The 12,637-nt window shown below is 65.3% G+C and carries 15 protein-coding genes; 13 read left to right on the top strand and 2 right to left on the bottom strand.

The window, feature by feature from the left end; genetic code table 11:
* The first annotated feature begins 132 nt into the window (after positions 1-132).
* Positions 133-435 (top strand): cupin domain-containing protein, encoded by a 303-nt coding sequence (locus JNL31_RS02700; protein WP_294969588.1) that lies wholly within the window; start codon positions 133-135, stop codon positions 433-435.
* 15 nt (positions 436-450) lie between these two features.
* Here JNL31_RS02700 and JNL31_RS02695 read toward each other — a convergent pair whose 3' ends face one another.
* Entirely contained in the window at positions 451-903 is a 453-nt protein-coding gene (locus JNL31_RS02695) for a heme-degrading domain-containing protein (RefSeq protein WP_294969586.1), read from the bottom strand.
* Positions 904-913: 10 nt separating this feature from the next.
* Positions 914-1,561: a TetR/AcrR family transcriptional regulator gene (locus JNL31_RS02690; protein ID WP_294969584.1), complete on the bottom strand. Its 648-nt coding sequence runs from the start codon at positions 1,559-1,561 to the stop codon at positions 914-916.
* A 121-nt stretch (positions 1,562-1,682) separates the two neighbouring features.
* Between JNL31_RS02690 and JNL31_RS02685 the strand changes: the two genes are divergently transcribed.
* From JNL31_RS02685 to JNL31_RS02630, 12 genes are all read left to right on the top strand, one after another.
* A complete protein-coding gene (locus JNL31_RS02685) occupies positions 1,683-2,933 on the top strand; it encodes a Zn-dependent hydrolase (RefSeq protein WP_294969582.1) in 1,251 nt (416 codons plus the stop codon).
* Positions 2,930-3,340: a hypothetical protein gene (locus tag JNL31_RS02680; protein WP_294969580.1), complete on the top strand. Its 411-nt coding sequence runs from the start codon at positions 2,930-2,932 to the stop codon at positions 3,338-3,340. Before JNL31_RS02685 ends, JNL31_RS02680 begins: the two co-directional genes overlap by 4 nt.
* A complete protein-coding gene (gene hydA, locus JNL31_RS02675) occupies positions 3,337-4,788 on the top strand; it encodes a dihydropyrimidinase (RefSeq protein WP_294969578.1) in 1,452 nt (483 codons plus the stop codon). The genes JNL31_RS02680 and hydA overlap by 4 nt, the downstream gene beginning before the upstream one ends.
* Positions 4,789-4,944: 156 nt before the next feature.
* Positions 4,945-5,742, top strand: a complete 798-nt coding sequence (locus tag JNL31_RS02670) for an ABC transporter ATP-binding protein (protein ID WP_294969576.1) — start codon at positions 4,945-4,947, stop codon at positions 5,740-5,742.
* Positions 5,743-5,833: 91 nt separating this feature from the next.
* Positions 5,834-6,211 carry a hypothetical protein gene (locus JNL31_RS02665; RefSeq protein ID WP_294969575.1) on the top strand — a complete coding sequence of 126 codons (378 nt, stop codon included), beginning with the start codon at positions 5,834-5,836 and terminating at the stop codon, positions 6,209-6,211.
* Between the two features lie 4 nt (positions 6,212-6,215).
* Positions 6,216-6,551, top strand: coding sequence for a hypothetical protein (locus JNL31_RS02660; protein WP_294969573.1), 336 nt, complete (start codon positions 6,216-6,218; stop codon positions 6,549-6,551).
* Entirely contained in the window at positions 6,548-7,045 is a 498-nt protein-coding gene (locus tag JNL31_RS02655) for a hypothetical protein (protein WP_294969572.1), read from the top strand. The genes JNL31_RS02660 and JNL31_RS02655 overlap by 4 nt, the downstream gene beginning before the upstream one ends.
* Complete coding sequence (locus tag JNL31_RS02650; protein WP_294969570.1) at positions 7,045-7,911, top strand: ABC transporter permease; 867 nt, start codon at positions 7,045-7,047, stop codon at positions 7,909-7,911. Before JNL31_RS02655 ends, JNL31_RS02650 begins: the two co-directional genes overlap by 1 nt.
* Entirely contained in the window at positions 7,908-8,753 is an 846-nt protein-coding gene (locus tag JNL31_RS02645) for an ABC transporter permease (RefSeq protein WP_294969568.1), read from the top strand. Before JNL31_RS02650 ends, JNL31_RS02645 begins: the two co-directional genes overlap by 4 nt.
* 38 nt (positions 8,754-8,791) lie before the next feature.
* Complete coding sequence (locus tag JNL31_RS02640; protein ID WP_294969567.1) at positions 8,792-9,772, top strand: ABC transporter substrate-binding protein; 981 nt, start codon at positions 8,792-8,794, stop codon at positions 9,770-9,772.
* Positions 9,773-9,900: 128 nt separating this feature from the next.
* Positions 9,901-11,211 carry a hypothetical protein gene (locus tag JNL31_RS02635; RefSeq protein ID WP_294969564.1) on the top strand — a complete coding sequence of 437 codons (1,311 nt, stop codon included), beginning with the start codon at positions 9,901-9,903 and terminating at the stop codon, positions 11,209-11,211.
* A gap of 61 nt (positions 11,212-11,272) precedes the next feature.
* A complete protein-coding gene (locus JNL31_RS02630) occupies positions 11,273-12,553 on the top strand; it encodes a helix-turn-helix transcriptional regulator (protein WP_294969561.1) in 1,281 nt (426 codons plus the stop codon).
* The last annotated feature ends 84 nt before the right edge of the window (positions 12,554-12,637 follow it).

The following is a 12,637-nucleotide window of genomic DNA, read 5'->3' as shown; positions in this document are numbered from 1 at the left end:
CTTGGATAGCGCGGGCCGCAATGCTAGGTCAAATCATTCGCCGTCATGCGCTTACGCGCAACGACCCGGACAACAGCGGGAGGGAGCAATGGCCGCAGACCGAACGTCCTTGACTGGCGCGGGGCACAGCTGATGCGCGCATCCTGCACGGCGACGGTGCTGGTCGATGACGAAAGGGTGCGCGTCACCCGGTTCGACTTCGCGCCGGGGGCGGAAACCGGCTGGCACCGCCACGGGCATGACTATGTGATCACCGCGATCACCGATTGCCACATGTTGCTGGAAGACCCCGGCGGCGGCACGCGGCAGGTTCTGGTCCCTGTGGGTACCGCCTACCGGCGTTCGGAAGGCGTGGAGCATAACGTGGTCAACGACGGCACAGCACCGATGAGCTTCGTCGAGGTGGAGCTGAAAGAGGCGCCTCCCCGGCCCTGACGGCGGGTGACCGCCCTATTCTGCCGCCAGGACCTTGATCGCCCTGACCACCAGCTTGTGATCCTCGACCTGCGGCAAGCCCGAGACAGTGGCTACAGCCACCACGCCGGTGCCCCTGACCCGGATCGGCACCGCGCCTCCGCTGTCGGCATAGTCCCCGGCCGGAAGCCCATGGCGGTCCAGGCTCTCGTCCTTGGCCCGGTTGCGCTGGCCGACCAGCAGCGAGGGCAACTGGAACGCCAGCGCCACGTTCGACTTGCGCCTCGCCCAGAGATCGTTCAGCGGCGCCGAACCGGGCAGGGCCGCGTGGAACAGCACCCGGTCAGCCGTGCGGATGTTCACGACGACCGGCATCTTCCCGGCCTGCGCAAGCTCGACCAGGATCTGCCCCAGCCGCAGGGCGCGGGATTCGTCGAACCCGTCAAGCTCCAGCCGCGCGAATTCGGCCTCAAGGTCAGCCACGTCCATCCTCATCTCCTCAGATTGCCCCGATCCCGCGCAGGACCATGTCCTTGACGCTCGCCTTGGCGTCCTTCCACTGCTTGTCGCTCAGGGGTCGCCCCGCGTTCAAGGTCTGGATCTGGTGGCCGAAGTCGGCGTAGTGCTGCGTCGTCGCCCAGAGAAGATACAGCAGATGCCGCGGGTTCACCGGTCGCATCTTGCCCTCGTCGATCCAGCGCTGGATCACCCCGATCCGCCCCTCGGTCCAGTCGCGCAGCGTGGTTTCCAGATAATCCTGGATTACCGGCGCGCCATGCATCACCTCGGACGCCCAGACCTTGGAGCCATGCGGATGGGTGCGGCTGATGTCCATCTTGGCGTCGACATAGGCGCCGATGCCTTCGACGGGGCCGGGGGCATCGTCAAAGCTGGAGGCCGCATCGAGCCAGATCTCGAAGATCTGCTGCACCACCCGGCGGTAGAGGTCCTCCTTGGTGGCGAAATAGTAGTGCAGGTTGGCCTTCGGCAGCCCCGCCATGTCGGCGATCAGCTGCATGGTGGCACCCCCGAATCCCGCCTCGGCAAAGACCTTTTCGGCGGCGTCCAGGATGGCGCGTTCATTCTCGCGCCGGATGTCCGTGCGGCGGCCGGGCTTCAGGCGGGAAATCTGGGCGTCGCCGCTCATCGTGCCTTGGATTTTCGTTGACCGTCTGGTCAGGTTGTGGTGCGCTTCACCTTGACCATACGGTCAGGAAATGAGTCGCGGCAAGGGGCAGGATGGCCCCGCGCGAACAGGGAGCTAGGCCATGGCAGCCACCGGGGACAACCTGCGGATCAATTCTGAACGCCTCTGGCAGAGCCTTGAGGACATGGCGAAGATCGGCCCGGGCGTCGCGGGCGGCAACAACCGCCAGACCCTGACCGATGCCGATGGCGAGGGGCGGCACCTCTTCGCGGGCTGGTGCAAGGCGGCGGGCCTGACCATGGGCGTCGACAGCATGGGCAACATGTTCGCCACGCGGGCCGGGACCGACCCCGATGCGCTGCCGGTCTACATGGGCAGTCACCTCGATACCCAGCCGACCGGGGGCAAGTATGACGGGGTTCTCGGTGTGTTGGGAGCCTTGGAAGTGGTCCGCACGCTGAACGACATGGGTGTTCGCACGAAGCACCCGATCGTGGTGACCAACTGGACCAACGAGGAAGGCGCGCGGTTTGCACCTGCGATGCTGGCGAGCGGCGTCTTCGCGGGGATCCATACCGAGGACTATGCAAAGTCGCGGAAGGACCTCGACGGCAAGCTCTTCGGCGAGGAGCTTCAGCGCATCGGCTGGGTCGGCGATGAGGCGGTCGGCGCCCGAAAGATGCATGCGATGCTGGAGCTGCATATCGAACAGGGGCCGATCCTGGAGGCCGAGGGCAAGTCCATCGGCGTCGTGACCCACGGGCAGGGGTTGTGGTGGCTGGAGATCACGCTGACCGGCAAGGACGCCCATACCGGCTCCACCCCGATGAACATGCGGGTGAATGCAGGCCTCGGCATGGCGCGGATCACCGAACGCGTCCACCAGATTGCCATGAGCCACCAGCCAAACGCCGTGGGCGCGGTGGGGCAGGTGAAGGTCTTCCCGAACTCGCGCAACGTGATCCCGGGGCGGGTGGTGTTCACGGTCGACATCCGCTCGCCGGAACAGGCCAAGCTGGATGCGATGAAGGGTGAGGTGATCCGCGCCGCCCATGCGGTGGCGAAGGAACTGGGGCTGGGCTGCGAGATCGAAGACGTGGGCCACTTCGACCCGGTTACCTTCGACCCAGGCCTTGTGAAGATCGTCCGCCAGTCCGCTGAAAAGCTGGGATATTCCCACATGGACATCGTCTCCGGCGCCGGCCACGACGCCTGCTGGATCAACCGCGTCGCGCCAACGGTGATGGTGATGTGCCCCTGCGTGGACGGGCTGTCGCACAACGAGGCGGAGAAGATCAGCCCCGAGTGGGCGGCGGCGGGGACGGATGTGTTGCTGCACTCGGTGCTTGAGGTGGCGGGGGTGGTGGGGTGAGAAAGACACAAGGCATAAAGGTTCTGATCGACTATCCGAAGCGCTCGGAAAGAAATGCTTCGACGTATGAGTTCAACACGATCGAACTCGATGAAATTGAGGACTTGGGGGAACCTACAGAGGGTATTCCTAGTGAGCCAAAGCTTGGCGTTTTTTTTGAATGGACAGGATCGACCACGAAAAATCACGTTTTAAGAGCACAGATAACTGCCCCTCACATTGATGACGTTGATCCCATTAATAGCGAGAACCGGACACTAACCGTAGAAATAGGGTTGGACAGGTTCTTGGGCCTGCTCTCGAAAGCACTTCGGGATGGCAAGCTAAGGATAGAGCCAGAACAGTTGAGCGATCTGCTGATTTCACTTGGACAGTCGCTACAGAATTCGAAGCGAGGAACCCCATGACCACCATCATCAAGAACGGCACCGTCGTCACCGCCGACCTCACCTACAAGGCCGACGTCCGCATCGAGAACGGGGTGATCACCGAGATCGGGCAGGGCCTCAAGGGCGGGACGGAGCTTGACGCGACCGGGTGCTATGTCATGCCCGGCGGGATTGATCCGCATACGCATCTGGAGATGCCGTTCATGGGCACCTACTCCAGCGATGATTTTGAGAGCGGCACGCGGGCGGCCCTGTCCGGCGGCACCACGATGGTGGTCGATTTCGTGCTGCCGGGGCAGGGGCAGGGGCTGATGGATGCCGCCCAGATGTGGCACAACAAGTCGGGGCGGGCGAATTGCGACTATTCCTACCACATGGCGGTGACCTGGTGGGGCGAGAAGGTGTTTGACGGCATTGCCGACTCGATCAAGGCGGGCATGACCAGCTTCAAGCATTTCATGGCCTACAAGGGCGCCTTGATGGTGAACGACGACGAGATGTATCAGTCGTTCAGGCGGGTGGGCGACCTTGGCGGGCTGGCGATGGTCCATGCCGAGAACGGCGACGTGGTGGCGGAACTGACGGCGAAGCTCTTGGCCGAAGGCAACACCGGGCCGGAGGCCCATGCCTATTCCCGCCCCCCGCAGGTGGAGGGCGAAGCGACCAACCGCGCGATCATGATCGCCGACATGGCGGGGGTGCCGCTTTACGTCGTCCATACCTCCTGCGAGGAGGCGCATGAGGCGATCCGCAGGGCGCGGAGCCAAGGCAAGCGGGTCTGGGGCGAGCCGTTGATCCAGCACCTGACGCTGGACGAAAGCGAATACTTCCACCCCGACTGGGACCATGCCGCCCGCCGCGTCATGTCGCCGCCGTTCCGCAACAAGAAGCATCAGGACAGCCTTTGGGCCGGGTTGCAATCCGGCTCGCTGTCAGTCGTGGCCACCGACCATTGCGCCTTCACCACCGCGCAGAAGCGGTTTGGTGTCGGCAACTTCGCCAAGATCCCGAACGGAACGGGGGGCTTGGAGGACCGGATGCCGATGCTCTGGACGCATGGCGTGGCGACGGGCAGGTTGACGCCGAATGAATTTGTCGCCGTAACCTCAACCAATATCGCGAAAATCCTGAACTGCTACCCGAAGAAGGGCGCGGTTCTGGTGGGCGCGGATGCGGACCTTGTGGTCTGGGACCCGGAGAAGGAGAAGACGATCACCGCGGACAAGCAGCAGTCGTCGATCGACTACAACGTCTTCGAGGGTCAGAAGGTGAAGGGCCTGCCCCGGTTTACCCTGACGCGGGGGATGGTGGCGATCCATGACGGCGAGGTGCGGACCAAGGAAGGCCACGGCCAGTTCGTCGCACGGGAACCACGGCCTGCGGTCAACCGGGCGCTGAGCCAGTGGAAGGATTTGACGGCGCCGAGGCCGGTGGTGCGGTCGGGGATTCCGGCGACGGGGGTGTAGGGTCGGACCAGCAAAGCACCGGGATTCCGAAGAAATCCTCTTCGAAATCCGAAGGAAGCGGGCGAAAGGCGAGGGTCGTCGGCATGGCGGTCCTCATGTTTGGGAAGGCCACAGAATGCCACCCGGTTGCAACGGGAAGATGAAGGGACGACGGGTTTGAAGGATACGGCAAGCCAGAGCCAGCCGGTGATCGAGGCGAAGGGGCTGAACCTCGTCTTCCAGACGGCGGACGGGCCGGTGCAGGCGTTGAAGGACGTGAACCTGAGCATCGGCCAAGGGGAATTCGTGAGCTTCATCGGGCCAAGCGGTTGCGGGAAGACGACTTTCCTGCGGGCGATTGCGGCTTTGGAGACGCCGACCTCCGGGACCTTGACGGTCAACGGAATGCCTCCGGACGAGGCGCGGCGGAAGCGGGCCTATGGCTACGTGTTCCAGGCGGCGGGGCTGTATCCCTGGCGGACGATTGCCGGGAACATAAGATTGCCGTTGGAAATCATGGGGTTCGACCGTAAAGCTCAGGATGATCGGGTCAGTCATGTGCTGGAGCTGGTGGAGCTGAAAGGCTTCGGCAAGAAGTTTCCCTGGCAGCTGTCGGGGGGGATGCAGCAGCGGGCCTCGATTGCACGGGCGCTGGCCTTCGATGCCGATATCCTCCTCATGGACGAACCCTTCGGTGCGCTGGACGAGATCGTGCGCGACCGGCTGAACGAGGAGACGCTGAAGCTCTGGGCCCGCACCGGCAAGACCGTTGGATTCGTTACACATTCCATCCCGGAGGCGGTGTACCTGTCGACCAAGATCGTCGTCATGTCCCCCCGTCCGGGACGGATCACCGATGTGATCGACTCGCCCTTGCCGAGGGACCGGCCGCTCGACATCCGCGACAGCCGGGAGTTCATCGAGATCGCCCATCGGGTGCGGGAGGGGCTTCGGGCCGGGCATCATGACGAGTAGGGCAGGTGTCTGGAAAGCGTATGGAAAGCGTATGGAAACCGGCCATACGATGTATATACGGCCTGATCTGCGGGGACAGCGGTGAAGCGCTATGGCTAAGCCCCCGCCCACGCCGCCGAAACTGCCCCCACCCACGGTGGCACAATGCTGGCTGACCTTCTGGGCCTGGGTGCTGGGTGTCCCCCTGGCGGTCGTTGGCACTCTGGGGGTGATCTGGGTCGCGCTCTGGGCGCTTGGCAGCATGCCGATGGACGCTCGTGCCGGGATCGACATGATGACGACGCTCTGGTGGCTTGGAGTGATCGTGCTTCTCTACCCGGCGATGCTCTGGGTCTGGTGGGGCGACTTGCGCGACGGGCTGAAGGCGGCAAGGGACTGGGCGGCGATGACGCCCGAGGCGCGGGCGGCGGCCATCGCCGAGGCCGCCGCGGCGCCAAAGCCGAAGCGGAAGTCGCGGAAGAAAGGGTAGGGGGATGAGTGGCGTCACCTTCCTGTGGCTTGGCCTCGCGACCGGGGTCTTCGTCGGAGCCAATGCGGTGCTGAAGGTCTATGCGGTGAAGGGCGGCCTGCCGATCCTGTTCGGCGCGCTGGCGCTGTTCTGTCTGGGCAACTGGCTGATGGTGCAGGTGATGAAGGCGAACGGACTTGGCCTTGCCATCGCGCTGTCGGCGATCTTCCAGCTGGTGGCGATTTCCGTCATGGCGATCTTTGTCTTCGGCGAGCGGCCCACGGGGTTGCAACTGGCCGGAATGGCGCTCGGCTGCGTGGCGGTGGCGATGATCGCCTGGCCTGCGGGGGCGAAGGGATGAAATTCGGGAAAGCTCTCGCCCCGCTCGTTGTCGCCGTTTCTGGGCCAGTCGCGGGATTTGCGGATTCGCAAGTGATTCAGACTGCGGACTCGAAAGTTTCTGGAGCGTTGGAAGTCTCAGCAAGTTTTTCAGTGGTCTCGCGAGGCAATACATCCGCAGCCACGACCGCTGGAGACGGCGATCTCTACATCGGCGACAGGGCAATGCTTCGATTGACCTACAGTGGAGCCAAGGTGTTTGGCGACCAGGCCGATGTGACTTGTCTGATGCTTGATCATCAACCAAGCGGCGTCACTTTGGAAAGGGATTGCAGTCCCGCCCGGGTTCCGTTCGGCGCGGTTGGAGCCAGCGGAGAGTACTCCATCGGGTTTACGGTATTTCCGACTGATGCTCCGGGGCTATGGATCACGGAAGTTCAGTTCACAGATGCGCGGACGGCTGACTCGGTAACGGTCGAGATCAAATTCCGTGTGCATACGGAGTTGGAGAGTTGATGCGTAACCTCCTTCCCATCCTCACCATCCTCGCCGGGATCATCGTGCTCTGGTACGCAGGCACGGTCTGGCTGAACTCGGCCTGGGTTTATGATCAGGCACAACGGACCGGGACCACGGTCAGCTTCTCCGAGATGGTTGCGCAGACCATGGACCAGGACCGCCCCGTCCTGCCGCCGCCGCATCAGGTGGCGGCGGAGTTGGGGAAGGGGCTGTTCGGGCAGGCCGTCACCTCGAAGCGGAGCCTGATCTACCATGGCTACGTCACCTTCAAGGGCACGATGATGGGCTTTGGCCTTGGCATCATCGCCGGGGTGCTGCTGGCGATGGCGATCGTCCGGTTCCGGGTCATGGACATGTCGGTGATGCCCTGGGCGATCATCAGCCAGACCATTCCCATCGTGGCGCTGGCGCCGATGATCATCACGCTGTCCAGCAGGCTGGGGCTGGAGGGGCGCGACCTGCCGAAGGCGATCATCGCGGCCTACCTCAGCTTCTTCCCGGTGCTGGTCAGCATGGTAAAAGGCCTGCGCAGCCCGGACCAGATGCAGCTGGACCTCTTGAAAACCTACGGCGCGGGGGAAATGGCGACCTTCCTGAAGCTGCGGCTTCCGGCCTCGATGCCGTATTTCTTCGCCTCGCTGAAGGTGGCGATTGCGGCCTCGCTGGTCGGGACCATCGTGGGTGAATTGCCGACCGGGGCCATCGAAGGCCTGGGCGCGCGGATGCTGATCGGCTCGCAATTCGGGGAACCCCTGATCATGTGGGCCAGCCTGTTTGCCGCGGCGATCCTGGCAGGGATGCTGATCGTGGCGGTGGGCTTTGTCGAGCGGCTGGCGCGGCGGCGGATGGGGGTGCCGGGATGAGTGCGCTTGTCATCGCCCTTGTCGTCTGGCTGGCGCTTTGGGCGCTGAACGTCTGGCTGGCAGAGAGCCCGGTGTCCCGGACGCGGGCAGGCAAGGTGCTGGTGCCGGTGATCTTCGGCGCGACCGTGCTGGTCCTGTGGGAGGGTTTGGTCAGGGGGCTTGGGGTCGCCCCGGTGATCCTGCCCGCGCCGAGCGCGATTGCGGCGAAGATCGCGACCTCGCTGCCGATGCTATGGCAGGACTTCGCCCAGACCATCCTGAAGGGCGCGATCCCCGGTTTCCTGATCGGCTGCGGCGCGGCCTTCCTGACCGCCATCGCCATCGACCGCAGCCCCTTCCTGCAGCGCGGCCTTCTGCCAATCGGCAATTTCGTCGCGGCCCTGCCCATCGTCGGCCTCGCGCCGATCCTGGTGATGTGGTTCGGCTTCGACTGGCAGTCGAAGGCGGCGGTCGTCGTCGTGATGGTGTTCTTCCCGATGCTCGTCAACATCGTCGCGGGCCTGCAGGCGAGCGAGCGGATGCAACGCGACCTGATGGCGACCTGGGGGGCGAGCTACCTGCAGACGCTGGTCAAGCTGCGGCTTCCGGCCGCAATGCCCTTCATCTTCAACGGGCTGAAAATTGCATCGACTCTGGCCTTGATCGGCGCCATCGTTGCCGAGTTTTTCGGCAGTCCGATCTACGGCATGGGGTTCCGCATCTCGACCGAGGTGGGTCGGCTTGGCCTTGACATGGTCTGGGCCGAGATTGCGGTGGCGGCATTGGCGGGATCGGTCCTTTACGGGCTGGTCGCGCTGATCGAACGGTGGGTGACCTTCTGGCATCCGTCGCAACGGCATTAACAAGGCCCCGAGAGCTGGGCACAACACGGGAGAAGACGATGAAGAAGCTACTGATGGCGGCGGCCTTGGCAGCGATGGCGACGGGCGCCAGCGCCGAGGATGTGAAGCTGCAACTGAAATGGGTCACGCAGGCACAGTTCGCGGGCTACTATGTCGCGCAGGCCAAGGGATTCTACGAGGAAGAGGGGCTGAACGTCACCATCCTTCCCGGCGGGCCGGACATCGCGCCGACCCAGGTCATCGCGGGTGGCGGGGCGGATGTCGTGGTCGACTGGATGCCATCGGCCCTTGCGGCGCGGGAAAAGGGCCTGCCGCTCGTCAACATCGCGCAGCCGTTCAAATCCTCGGGGATGCAGCTGACCTGCCTCAAGGAATCCGGCGTGGAAACCCCGGCCGATTTCAAGGGCAAGACGCTGGGCGTCTGGTTCGGCGGCAATGAATATCCGTTCCTGAACTGGATGGCCAAGCTTGGCTACAAGACCGACGGCTCGCCCGACGGGGTGACGGTGCTGAAGCAGGGCTTCAACGTCGACCCGCTGTTGCAGAAGCAGGCCGCCTGCATCTCGACCATGACCTACAACGAATACTGGCAGGTCATCGACGCGGGCATCACGCCCGAGCAGCTGGTGAACTTCAACTACACCACCGAAGGCGTGGCGACGCTGGAAGACGGGCTTTACGTGCTTGAGGAGAAGCTGGCCGATCCGGCCTTCGTCGACACGATGGCGAAATTCGTCCGCGCCTCGATGAAGGGCTGGAAATATGCCGAGGAGAACCCGGACGAGGCGGCGATGATCGTGCTGGAGAACGACGAGACCGGCGCCCAGACCGAAGCGCACCAGAAGCGCATGATGGGCGAGATCGCCAAGCTGACCGCCGGGTCGAACGGCGCGCTGGACGAGGCGGACTACCAGCACACGGTCGACGCGCTGATGGCGGGCGGGTCGGATGCGGTGATCACCAAGGCCCCGGAAGGCGCCTGGACCCACGCCGTGACCGACAAGGCGCTGGCCAACTGACAGGTTCGGCTTTCGACGAGTGCACCCCGGCCGGTCCGGGGTGCATTTCATTTGGTACGGTTCCTGACTTTGTCCGCAGCAGGATTCGGGATAGTCTCGACCAGTTCCTTTCAGGTCGGGATTACATCATGCGTTTCTGGATGCTCTTCCTCTGGCTTTCCCTTCTGACCCCCGTCCGCGCCGATGAGGCCGCCTGTCTGGCCTCCCCGGATCAGGCCTGCCTCCTTGACCTCGCGGCCGCGCGCGCTCTGGCGCAGGAGGAGGTGCGGGACACGGTCGGCGATCTGCTGGCGATTGCCGCGATCGAGGAGCGCGCCGGATCGGCCCGGGCCGACGCGACGGTGCGGAGGCTTCCGGACCTGCTGGCGGCGCGTGAACCGGCGGGCGGAAAGCGGATCGAGCTTCTGTCCAGCGGGACGGCGGGTGTCGACATGGCCGGTGCGCCCAGGCTTTCGGCGGTACTGGCCGACCTGGTCAGCCAGACCGCGACCGATGACCCGACGGACCGCGCGAATCTGGAAGTCGGTCTCCGGGCCATTGCGGGCCAGGAGGATCGCGTCCGACAGTCGATCATGGATGCGGACCCGGGTGTCCGGGCGGATATTGCCCTGTTCGCAGCCACCGGCTTCATGGAGGCGGATGCCTACGCCAGCGCCTACGCACTTGGCGATCTGATCAGCTCCGATGATTTCCGCGCACTGTTGGACCGGACGGCCGTGATCCTTCTGCTGCGCGGGGACCGGATCGACGCCGCGCGGATCGCGGCCGTGACGACTGCGGATCGGGACACGCGCATGATGTCGCTGCTGCTGGTCGCCCGCGCCCTGGCCGAGCAGGGTCGGTCGGCGGAAGCGCAAGCGCTGGTTGCGGCGGTGGACAGGCTGTCCGGGCCCGCCTCGTCGCAAGACTACCTGCCCTTTGCCAAGGCCGAAGTGCTGGCGCGCCTGGGCCAGCGCGACGCAGCCCTGCAAGAGCTTGCCCGCAGCCCCGAAGGCCTGATCCCGCCCCGGCGCATCGGCGAAGTGGAGGCCACGGCCGCTTTGGTTGCAGGAGATGTGGACGAATTCCTTGCGGTGATCGCCCGGGCGGAACGGCCCACGGAAGGTGGATACTGGGTGAAGGTTGCCGTGCTGGCAGCGATGCAGGCGGGGCAGGGCGACCTTGAACCCGTGTTCGGGCGCCTTTCGGCGGACCATCTGCCGTTTGCCCTGAATGCGTTCGGGTTGCAGCAAAGCCGGGCGGGCGACATGGAAGCGGCACGATCGACACTGTCGCGCCTGCGCTCGCTGGGTGCGGCGGGCAGGGTGCATGGCGATTTCCGCGCCGTGCTGGCACGGCTTCTGGTCAGGAATGGCGACGTGGCCGAAGGCGTGGCGCTTGCCGCCGAGGGGAGCGATCCGCGTCTGATCGCCGAGCTTGCAACACTGCTGCCCGAATGAGCCGACGCTCGACAGGTTGTAAAGCTTCACAAGACTTGTAAAGTCTGCGGCGGAGGACCCCATGCCGCTGCCTGCCCTGACCGGAACCAAGCTGCGCGAGCGTCGACTGGCGGCAGGCCTGCGGCAGTCCGACGTTGCGGCGACGGCCGGGATCTCTGCCTCCTATCTCAATCTGATCGAGCACAACCGCCGCAAGGTCACGCCCGAGGTCATGGAGCGGCTGGCCGATGCCCTGTCGATCGACCGGCAGGCGCTGGCCGAGGGCAAGGACGCGGTCCTGGTCGCGGATCTGCGGGCCGCAGCGGCCCGGGGGGGCGAGCAGGGCGTGGAGGTGGAGCGGGTCGACGAGTTCGTCCACCGGCTTCCCGGCTGGGCGGCACTTCTGGTCACGCTCGATGCGCGCGGGCTGGCGCTGGAGCGCGCGGTCGAAGCGCTGAACGACCGGATGACGCATGACCCGCACCTGTCGCAATCGCTGCACGAGCTTCTGTCCTCGCTGTCGTCGGTGCGGGCCACCGCGGCGATCCTGGCGGAAACGCCCGACCTGGAACCGGACTGGGCGGCGCGGTTCCACCGGAACCTGCATCAGGACAGCGAACGGCTGGCGGCGGGGGCCGAGGCGTTGGTCGGCTTCCTGGATGCAGGGCAGGGAATCGAGGAGCAGGGCATTGCGGCCCCGCAGGAGGAAGTGGAAGACTGGCTGCGTGGTCGGGGCTGGGCGCTTGCGGATGGCGAACCGACCGCAGGGCTGGAGGACGAGATCGCGCGGCTGGCCTCAAGCGCGGCAAGAAGCCTTGCACGCGCCCATGTCGCCCGCGCGCGGGAAGATGCGGCTTGGCTGCCCGAGGCCGAGTTCGCTGCGGCGCTGGAGGATCTGGGATCGGACCCGCTGGCCGTTGCCGACCGCTTCGGATGCTCGCCGCTGGCCGCGATGCGGCGCATGGCCGGGGCCGCCGGGATGCAGGCGGGCCTTGTCGCCTGCGATGGCTCGGGCACGCTGATCTTCCGCAAGCCCGCCACCGGCTTTCCGCTGCCGCGCTTCGGCTCGGCCTGTCCGCTCTGGCCGCTTTATGCCGCCCTTGGCCGCCCGATGCAGCCGGTCGAGGCGCGGGTGCAGATGGCCGGGCAGAGCGACCGGCGGCACCGGGTCGTGGCCTGGGGCGAGGTACGGCATCCGCAGGGGCTGCGCGGGCCGGAACTGCGGGAGGCGGCGATGCTGATCCTGCCGGACGACGGGGACGGGCCGGTCACGCGGATCGGATCGAGTTGCCGCGTCTGCGCCCGCGGCGACTGCCCGGCGCGGCGCGAGCCCTCGATCCTCGCTTCCGAAGGGGTGGCATGAGGGGAGGAACGCCGTTGACCGCCGCGACGCGGCGCAGTGGCCGCGGAAGACCATGGTGGCGGCATCTCCTCGGCAAGGCTTTGA

Source organism: Tabrizicola sp., assembly GCF_016792905.1.
Lineage (GTDB): Bacteria > Pseudomonadota > Alphaproteobacteria > Rhodobacterales > Rhodobacteraceae > Tabrizicola.
This window is presented reverse-complemented; position numbering and strand designations above follow the sequence as displayed.

Coding starts and splice junctions, on each gene's coding strand:
- JNL31_RS02640 (WP_294969567.1), top strand. CDS start 8,792: ATGAAGAAGCTACTGATGGCGGCGGCCTTGGCAGCGATGGCGACGGGC.
- JNL31_RS02690 (WP_294969584.1), bottom strand. CDS start 1,561: ATGAGCGGCGACGCCCAGATTTCCCGCCTGAAGCCCGGCCGCCGCACG.
- hydA (WP_294969578.1), top strand. CDS start 3,337: ATGACCACCATCATCAAGAACGGCACCGTCGTCACCGCCGACCTCACC.
- JNL31_RS02630 (WP_294969561.1), top strand. CDS start 11,273: ATGCCGCTGCCTGCCCTGACCGGAACCAAGCTGCGCGAGCGTCGACTG.
- JNL31_RS02645 (WP_294969568.1), top strand. CDS start 7,908: ATGAGTGCGCTTGTCATCGCCCTTGTCGTCTGGCTGGCGCTTTGGGCG.
- JNL31_RS02700 (WP_294969588.1), top strand. CDS start 133: ATGCGCGCATCCTGCACGGCGACGGTGCTGGTCGATGACGAAAGGGTG.
- JNL31_RS02660 (WP_294969573.1), top strand. CDS start 6,216: ATGAGTGGCGTCACCTTCCTGTGGCTTGGCCTCGCGACCGGGGTCTTC.
- JNL31_RS02695 (WP_294969586.1), bottom strand. CDS start 903: ATGGACGTGGCTGACCTTGAGGCCGAATTCGCGCGGCTGGAGCTTGAC.
- JNL31_RS02635 (WP_294969564.1), top strand. CDS start 9,901: ATGCGTTTCTGGATGCTCTTCCTCTGGCTTTCCCTTCTGACCCCCGTC.
- JNL31_RS02685 (WP_294969582.1), top strand. CDS start 1,683: ATGGCAGCCACCGGGGACAACCTGCGGATCAATTCTGAACGCCTCTGG.
- JNL31_RS02655 (WP_294969572.1), top strand. CDS start 6,548: ATGAAATTCGGGAAAGCTCTCGCCCCGCTCGTTGTCGCCGTTTCTGGG.
- JNL31_RS02650 (WP_294969570.1), top strand. CDS start 7,045: ATGCGTAACCTCCTTCCCATCCTCACCATCCTCGCCGGGATCATCGTG.
- JNL31_RS02665 (WP_294969575.1), top strand. CDS start 5,834: ATGGCTAAGCCCCCGCCCACGCCGCCGAAACTGCCCCCACCCACGGTG.